Source organism: Aquabacterium sp. (assembly GCF_050725395.1).
Taxonomy (GTDB): domain Bacteria; phylum Pseudomonadota; class Gammaproteobacteria; order Burkholderiales; family Burkholderiaceae_C; genus Aquabacterium.
Window position 1 is genome coordinate 1 of record NZ_JBOHHL010000072.1, and the last position, 8,189, is coordinate 8,189.

At 59.6% G+C, this 8,189-nt stretch carries 8 protein-coding genes and 1 pseudogene; all 9 read right to left on the bottom strand.

The features are described 5' to 3' along the window. The coding region (locus tag ACREB4_RS20925; RefSeq protein ID WP_431590176.1) for an O-antigen ligase family protein at window positions 1-1,331 on the bottom strand (1,331 nt) is incomplete at its 3' end. A gap of 59 nt (window positions 1,332-1,390) precedes the next feature. Beyond that, window positions 1,391-1,834, bottom strand: coding sequence for a pilin (locus tag ACREB4_RS20930; RefSeq protein WP_431590183.1), 444 nt, complete (start codon window positions 1,832-1,834; stop codon window positions 1,391-1,393). 247 nt (window positions 1,835-2,081) lie between these two features. Next, on the bottom strand, window positions 2,082-2,897 hold the full coding sequence (locus tag ACREB4_RS20935) for an MBL fold metallo-hydrolase (RefSeq protein ID WP_431590177.1): 816 nt from the start codon (window positions 2,895-2,897) through the stop codon (window positions 2,082-2,084). Between the two features lie 17 nt (window positions 2,898-2,914). After that, on the bottom strand, window positions 2,915-3,670 hold the full coding sequence (locus tag ACREB4_RS20940; RefSeq protein WP_431590178.1) for an FHA domain-containing protein: 756 nt from the start codon (window positions 3,668-3,670) through the stop codon (window positions 2,915-2,917). Window positions 3,671-3,714: 44 nt separating this feature from the next. Next, window positions 3,715-4,515, bottom strand: coding sequence for a Stp1/IreP family PP2C-type Ser/Thr phosphatase (locus tag ACREB4_RS20945; protein ID WP_431590179.1), 801 nt, complete (start codon window positions 4,513-4,515; stop codon window positions 3,715-3,717). Between the two features lie 26 nt (window positions 4,516-4,541). Further along, on the bottom strand, window positions 4,542-6,176 hold the full coding sequence (locus tag ACREB4_RS20950; RefSeq protein ID WP_431590180.1) for a serine/threonine-protein kinase: 1,635 nt from the start codon (window positions 6,174-6,176) through the stop codon (window positions 4,542-4,544). A gap of 24 nt (window positions 6,177-6,200) precedes the next feature. Continuing rightward, the gene (locus ACREB4_RS20955; RefSeq protein WP_431590181.1) at window positions 6,201-6,890 is read right to left on the bottom strand and encodes a TerC family protein; all 690 of its coding nucleotides are present in this window, start codon (window positions 6,888-6,890) and stop codon (window positions 6,201-6,203) included. Window positions 6,891-6,965: 75 nt separating this feature from the next. Further along, on the bottom strand, window positions 6,966-7,859 hold the full coding sequence (sucD, locus tag ACREB4_RS20960; RefSeq protein WP_431590182.1) for a succinate--CoA ligase subunit alpha: 894 nt from the start codon (window positions 7,857-7,859) through the stop codon (window positions 6,966-6,968). A gap of 19 nt (window positions 7,860-7,878) precedes the next feature. Then, window positions 7,879-8,189, bottom strand: a pseudogene (sucC, locus tag ACREB4_RS20965) (succinate--CoA ligase subunit beta); the annotation flags it as partial.

Sequence of the window (8,189 nt, forward strand, 5' to 3'; positions counted from 1 at the left end):
GGATAATCACATGCGATTAAAAAAAGGCCAATAAATCCAAAAACCAGCGCTGAAGTTAATGCGATCTTTAATGGCCTTCCTACACCCACCGATACAATAGGGTAGCCAGCAAGTCCCGCCATCATGAGGAAAGGGAGCAAAAAATAACTGTACAACAGTGGAAACTCAAACATGCTGTACACGAACAGACCAACGATCCACTGCACGGCCAAAAGGCGATCGGACGAAAAATTTTCGGAATCGAGCAACGCAAGTCGTACCACCTTGAATACGGCGAAAATCACCCACAAATCTATCAATGCCCCAATCAAACCTAATTCCACAAAAAACTGGAGTAAAAGATTATGGGGCACGGTAGTTTGAGGCTCCATCAAACTACCGCTAAGGTCGCACAACCTGGCTCCCGCAAAGCCTTCATATCCCACACCGAAATAAGGATATTTTTCAATCAACTGAAATGAGTCACGGATTTGTTCCAAACGGGCATTTGAGCTCATGGCCCGACTATCGGTCAGAAGGGATGGCCCATCCTGCATGCCTGAAATCAGGGGCATCAAAGGCACCATGAAATTCAACATCTGAACGGTCAGAAAAAATACACAGACATACACATGGGCATGCCAGACTTTTTTCTCGTCATCACCACGACGACGGCTTTTCCACAGAGGAATAGCAGCAATGACAGCCAATGCCCCCCAAACTAGCAACGCTGCGCGTGAATACGACAGAGCACAGACAAGTGCAGAGATGGCTACCCCTCCCCACAGCATCCATGGCGTGATCCTTCGCTTTGCAAATAGATGATGAAGGCATGCCAGCGCCAGAACTGAGAAAACCCCCAGGTGGTTGGATTGCCCAAAGGCACCAAGGGCTCGGAGTTGAGGAGGTGCATCGAACAAGAAGCCATGAACGAACTCCTTCCCGAATACTCCTAGGCCAACAACAAAAGCTTGGAATAGCAACGCCGCGCTCACCCCCATGCACCAGACATCCAGACTTCGCGTGGGATCTCGAACCACCGCAAGCGTTGAGACCTTCGTGAAGATCCAGCCGAGGGCCAAAGCTCCAACCGCAATGAAAGCGGATGTTTTTGAATAAACATGGCCTGTTAGGCTCTGCGCCGAAATGGACAGAAATAACAAAATGACAGCGCCATCAAAGGAACTTCGTCCCGCAAATTCAAGGCGATTGCGGTTCTTTAAAAACTGAGCCGTGCCAATGATCAGGAAGATCGTGGCAGCCCCCCATTGAGGCCAAAAGGACGCGATTGGAGCAACCCGTCCCCAACTCACAAACGGTAAAAAACCAGCTAAGAACCAAAGAATTGCCATTTGTATAATCTTGGAGCCAATAAAAAACAGCCCCGAAGGGCTGCTTTGCAAAAATCAAATCACTTGCAACTAGAGGGCAAATATTTTGCGTCCACTGCAGTAGTACCTGCCCGGCAGGTCCACACTACGATACCGCTTTCCAACGAAGCATTCAAATCAATTTGCTTATTTGTTAACGCGGGCTCAACAGTAGCGTCAGTAGGACCTGTAACGGTGATTTTACCGGCATTGTCGTTGGTACCGGTCCATTCAACTTTTGAAACAAATTTCGAAGCTTGCGTTTCAACGGTGAACGAACCTCCGTTAGGGAGCTTGCCATACACGTTGGCATATTCAGCCACAGCATTTTTTGCAGAAGAACCTGCCAAAATCAACTCGGAAACCTTGGCGCGCACCGTGTAGTCGCGGTAAGCAGGCAAAGCCACGGCCGCCAAAATACCAATGATCGCCACCACGATCATCAATTCGATCAGGGTAAAACCCTTTTGAGCATTCTTTTGCATGCGTTGCATCGTCTTCATGGTCATTCTCCTTGGGCTGGGCCCGCTAAAAAATTCTGTCGTTGCTGACCCAGCAGCCTGGGCGTGAAGACTATTACGCAGTTGCCATGCCAAGCGCGGTCTTTTGAAAAGCCGTGACTTTTGCCGCGTTTACCCTCGATTAGGATCTCAGCGCCAACCCGTTTAGTCACATCAAGACCAACAACCGCGCCCTATTTGGTCACATCGACCAAGAACGCGACAAAATTTGTCAGCCTTCAACCGGCGCATTGAACCGCTGCCCTTCGCGCAACGGCTCGATCCGATGCCGGCTTTCCAATGCCCGGATCTGCGCCAACACCGCCGGCACCTCACCCGGCTTGGGATGCGTGATGTACACACTCACCTCACCGTCCAGCTGGGTCAATTCACCCGCCAAGCTCTGCGGCGACAAATGCCCGCTGATGCTGGCCAGGTGTGCCTCTTCGTCACCAAAAGCGGTCTCGATCACCAACTGCGCGATCTCTTTCCCCGCCAGCACCTTCCAAAGCGCTGGATTGGGCCCGGTGTCACCTGTGAACACCCACCACCCTTTAGGCGTTTCCAAACCAAAACCCACGCCCGGCACGGTATGCGCCGCCGGCAGCACGTGCACGCGCCGATCGGCCGCCAAACCATCCCGTGCAGGGAAAGTCAAAACCTCGCCCACGGCAAATGGGTGAAATACCAAAATCGGGTGGGCAGCAGTGGGCAAACGGGTGAAATCAGGCCAGATCACGCCATTGAAAATGTGCGCCCGCAACGCGTCCAACGTTTCCGGCAAGGCATGCACATGAATCGGCCTCAGCTCGCTCAAACCGCCTGCGCCTTGCCGCAATCGAATCACGCTGTCCGCCAGCAAGGGAATGCTCAGCACGTGGTCCAGGTGGCTGTGACTGATCAGGATGTGGTCGATGCGGGCCAGTTCATCCAGCCGCATCTCACCCACACCACTGCCGGCATCGATCAGGATGTCGTCGTCCAGCAGGAAGGCCGTGGTGTGGCAACGCGCCGCGATGGACCCTGAACAACCCAGGACGCGGATCATGGTGCCGCCACCGATCCTCAGCCTTGCACGAATTGCATCTGGGTGCCGGCCAACTCGATCACGTCGCCACTCTTGAGGTGAACCGGCTCGCCACCCACGGGGGAACCGTTCACGGTGGGACGGGCCGAGCCTTCGACGTGGGCGAACACATAGCCGCCAGGTCGCTTGGTGAGCGAAGCCACTTGCACGCCGGGCTTGCCCACGGTGGTGACCACCTTGCTGAGCGCCACCTCACGCCCGGCCGCGGCGCCATTGAGCACCTTGATGGACGCGGGCGCCTGGGGCGGCAAGCCCCCGAAATTGGTCGACAGGCCTGGCGCGCCGGTGTTGGTGAACAAGCCACCAGGCGCCGTGAGCGGGCCTTGGGCGGCACGCTCGGCTGCCGTCACGGGAGACAGGGTGGAGGCGGTTGGCGCCGAAGTGCCCATGCTGCTGAACCCGCCACTGCCGGGCCGCATGATCATGGTCTTTTCGTAGTCGTTGCCTTCTTCGGCCAGGAACTTGATCTTGTATTTGCCGATCTCAACGGTGTCGTTGTGCTGAAGCAGCTGCTTTTTCACCGCCTTGCCATTGATGTAGGTGCCATTGGTGCTGTTGAGATCCTCGATGAACACATCCGTGCCCACCAATTGCATCACCGCGTGCTCGCCACTCACCGCCAGATTGTCGATGACGATGTCGTTGTACGGGCGGCGGCCCAGGGAGGTCTTGTCCTTGGTGATCTGGACCTCCTTGATGACCACGCCGTCGAGCGAGACGACCAGTTTTCCCATGCGGAACCTCTCGGGTTGGAATCTGTCTAGTTAGCGTTCAATATTCAGGATGCACCGCCCAGGCGCTTGAAAGGCCACCAGGACTTGGGCTGCGGTTCGGCCACGCCATGTGCCCGAACCAGGACCACCGCGATATTATCCCGCCCGCCCACGTCGTTGGCGGCAGAAATAAGGGCGGAACCCATGTCCGGCAAATTCGTTTGGCCGTTCATGACCTGCGCGATGTGCGCATCGGTCAGCATGTCAGACAAACCGTCCGAGCACATCAGGAAAATGTCACCCGATTGAATTTCATGCAGGTGGGTTTCCATCAAGACCAGGTCTTCGACGCCCAGGGCGCGGGTGACCAGGTTCTTGTTGCTGGAAAACGCCGCCTGCTCGGGCGTGATGATGCCGGCGTCGATCTGCTCCTGCAGCAGGGAATGGTCTTTGGTGATTTGCTGCAGCACACCGCCCCGCAAGCGGTAGGCGCGCGAATCACCGATGTGCCCCACCAAGGCCCGGCCCGAACGGAACACCGACACGACCAAAGTCGTGCCCATGCCGGCGTAGGTCGGGTTGGAGTTCGCGGCATTGAAGATGGCGCGGTTGGCGTTGTCGACGCAGATGTCCATGGCCCGCTTGACATCGCCATCGCTGGCGCCAGGCGCGGCCTCGGTCAGCCAACGGCCCAGTTCGGCCTTGATGAAATCGCAGGCCATGCCGCTGGCGACTTCGCCGGCGTTGTAACCGCCCATGCCGTCGGCCAGCACCGCCACGGTGCAGGACTCGTCGATGGCGATCGAATCTTCATTGTTCGTTCGCACTCGACCGGTGTCTGTCTGACTGAAAAACTCGAACTCCATGGTGCAATTGTCGCTTGATTTACAAGTCAGCCCAACTCGATGTCAACGTTGGACGCAGCCCACACGGCTTGCGCCACGGCCCTGAGATCCTCGGCCATTTGCAGCCCGTTGGCATAGCGGGTATTCGGGTGCTTTTGTAGCGCCAATGCGACGATGTCGCCCAGGGGGCGGGGCAAATCATCACGCAGGTCGCAGACATTGGGCACTTCTTCCTGGGCGATCGCACGCATCAATTGGGCCATCGAATCGTTGCGGTAGGGCAGGTACCCCGTCAGCAACTGAAACAGGCTGACGCCCAGCGAATACAGGTCGGTGCGTCCGTCCAGGGTTTGGCCGGACAGTTGTTCGGGCGACATGAAGGTGGGCGTGCCCAGGACGACGCCGGTGCGGGTGCGGGCGGCATCGGCCACGCGCGCCACCCCGAAATCCATGACCTTGACGCTGCCCGAGGCCAGGTCGACCATGATGTTGGCGGGCTTGATGTCGCGATGGGTCACGCCGCGGGTATGGGCGTAGGCCAGGGCATCGGCGACGCGCGCCATGATGGGCAGCAGTTGCGCCAGGGGCAGCAGCTTGGCGGGATGGGCGTACTGGCTGATGTCCACACCTTCGACCAACTCCATCGCGATGAAGGCCAGGCCGTCGGTCTCGCCCGCGCCGATGATGCTGACGATGTCGGGGTGGTCCAGGCGCCCGGCCATTTCGGCTTCGCGCAGGAAGCGGGCACGGGCATCGGCCAGCTCGTCGCCCTGGAACTCGCGGGCCAGGGCCATGGTCTTGAGCGCGACCTTGTGGTCGGTGACGGGGTCGTAGCCCAGGTAGACCGCACCCATGGCGCCTCGGCCAATTTCTTTTTCGACCAGGTATTTGCCGAGCTGGCGCTGGTTTTCCTCGGGCATGGGCCGCGAAGGCACGGTGCCCCAAGTGTTGCTGGCCGCCGCCTGGGCCAAGCCACGGGCGCGCATCAAGCGCAGCTTGACCTGGCGCCATTCAGGATCGATGTCGGCCATGTGCTCGTAGACATCGCGGGCGCTGTGGTAACGCTGGTCGCGCTCGAAGGCCTGGGCGATGCCTTCCAGCGTTTCCAGGCAGGCCTCCCGCTGACCGGGCTCGGGACGGAATCCTTTGAGCGAATTCCAGGCCTGGTCGGCAGGGCCTTCTTTCAGGGCGTTGAGGGCGTGGGCGACGCGCTCCATGCCCTCGGCCTGTGCCGTTGAGGCCTTCTGGCCCTTGGCCACTGAAGCGGCAGGTTTGGCCAAGGCCTCGGCAGGACTGCGCTGCCAGGTCTGTGGACGGGTGGTTTGCGAGAAATCGGTGCCGGACTCCAGAGGCAGGGCGGAATCGAAGGCCGATGGCGGCAGGCTGTCTTCCGCCGAATGCAGGTAGGACAGGACGGTTTCAGGCCCCGCGTCGGCCATCATCCGCACGCGTGCCACGGCCTTTTCACGATCGGCTTCAGACAACGAAGAACGGCGGCGAGGCCGCGTGTTCGCGCCAGACCGGCTGTGCCGGCCGCCTTGCTGAGTCGAGGGGCCGAAGGTCGACCGCGCCGCCGGGGGCGTGCGGCGATTCTGACGCACCAACCAGACCACCAGGCCCGCCGCGACCACCAGCAAGAGCAGGATCAACAAGGGGGCAACCATGGTGATGTTGGGTGTCATGCGGGGTCTGGACTTCGGGTCGGGTCAACGTTGTTTTCTGGCCAGCAAGGTGCCCAGGCCATACACCAACAACGCCCCCGCGATGCCCGCGCCATAACGGTTGACATCGGTGTCGAGCGCGTAGGGCTGGAGGGCGGGATCGCTGATGGCCAGGGTGCCGGCGATCCACCCCAGGAGCATGCCGCCAGCGGTGATGATGAGGGGAAAACGGTCCATGAGTTTGAGCACCAGGGTGCTGCCCCAGACGATGATGGGAATGCTGACCAGGAGACCAAAGATCACCAAGGGCATCTGGTGGCCTTCGTGGCCCGAGCCCTGGGCTGCCCCGGCGATGCCGATGACGTTGTCCACGCTCATCACGAAGTCCGCCACGATGATGGTCTTGATGGCGCCAAGGAGCTTGTCGCTGGCCTGGATATTGTCATGATTGTCGTCGTCGGGCATGAGTAATTTCACGCCAATCCACAGCAACAACGCCGCCCCCACGAGCTTGAGGTAAGGCAGCGCCAGCAAGGACATTGCGAAGAAGATCAGGACCACCCGAAGGGCGATGGCGCCGGCGGTGCCCCACAAAATGCCACGGCGGCGAAATTCCGGCGGAAGGTTGCGGCAGGCCAGGGCGATGACCACGGCGTTGTCGCCGCCCAGCAGGATGTCGATCATCACGATCTGCCCCACGGCCAACCAGAATTCAGGTGTCAGGAATGCGTCCATGTCTCGCTGTGAATGAAAACAGCCCCGAGTGTAGGGGCTGGGCGGGTCAGGAAACAGGAACTGCCGGGGATGGCGTCAAAGCAAGTTCTTGAGCAGCTTGCCCATTTCGGAGGGGTTGCGCGTGACCGTGAAGCCGCACTCTTCCATGATGGCGAGCTTGGCGTCGGCCGTGTCGGCGCCGCCGCTGATCAGGGCCCCGGCATGGCCCATGCGCTTGCCCGGAGGCGCGGTGACGCCAGCGATGAAGCCGACAATGGGTTTTTTCATGTTCGCCTTGCACCATTGAGCGGCTTCGGCCTCGTCGGGCCCGCCAATCTCGCCGATCATGATCACGGCGTCGGTGTCAGGATCGTCGTTGAAGGCTTTCATCACGTCGATGTGCTTGAGGCCATTGATCGGGTCGCCGCCGATGCCGACGGCGCTGGATTGGCCCAGGCCGAGTTCGGTCAGTTGCGCCACGGCTTCGTAAGTGAGCGTACCGGAGCGGCTGACCACACCAATGCGGCCCTTGCGGTGGATGTGGCCCGGCATGATGCCGATCTTGATTTCCTCGGGTGTGATCAGGCCAGGGCAGTTGGGGCCCAGCAGCAGCGTTTTCTTGCCGCCTGCGGCTTCCTTGGCCTTCATCTTGTTGCGCACGATCAGCATGTCGCGCACCGGGATGCCTTCGGTGATGGCGATGACCAGGTCCAGGTCGGCCTCGACGGCTTCCCAGATGGCGTCAGCGGCACCAGCGGGCGGCACATAGATGACGGACACGGTGGCGCCGGTTTGCGACGCGGCTTCCCGGACGGAGGCGTAGATGGGGATGTCGGAGAACTTCTCGCCGGCCTTTTTGGGGTTCACGCCAGCAACGAATGCGTTCTTGCCGTTGGCATAGGCTTGGCAGCCCAGGGTGTGGAACTGACCGGTCTTGCCCGTGATGCCCTGGGTGATGACCTTGGTGTCCTTGTTGATGAGGATGCTCATGGTGTGCTTTCCTGGGGCGTTACTTGACGGCGGCGACGATCTTGGTGGCCGCTTCGGCCATCGTGTCGACGCTGATGATGGGCAGACCGGAGTCGGCGAGCATCTTCTTGCCCAGGTCTTCGTTGGTGCCCTTCATGCGCACCACCAGGGGCACGTTCAGGTTCACCGCCTTGCAGGCGGTGATGACGCCATCGGCGATGGTGTCGCACTTCATGATGCCGCCGAAGATGTTGACCAGGATGCCCTTGACCTTGGGACTCTTGAGCATGATCTTGAAGGCTTCGGTGACCTTTCGGCCGTGGCGCCACCGCCCACGTCGAGGAAGTTGGC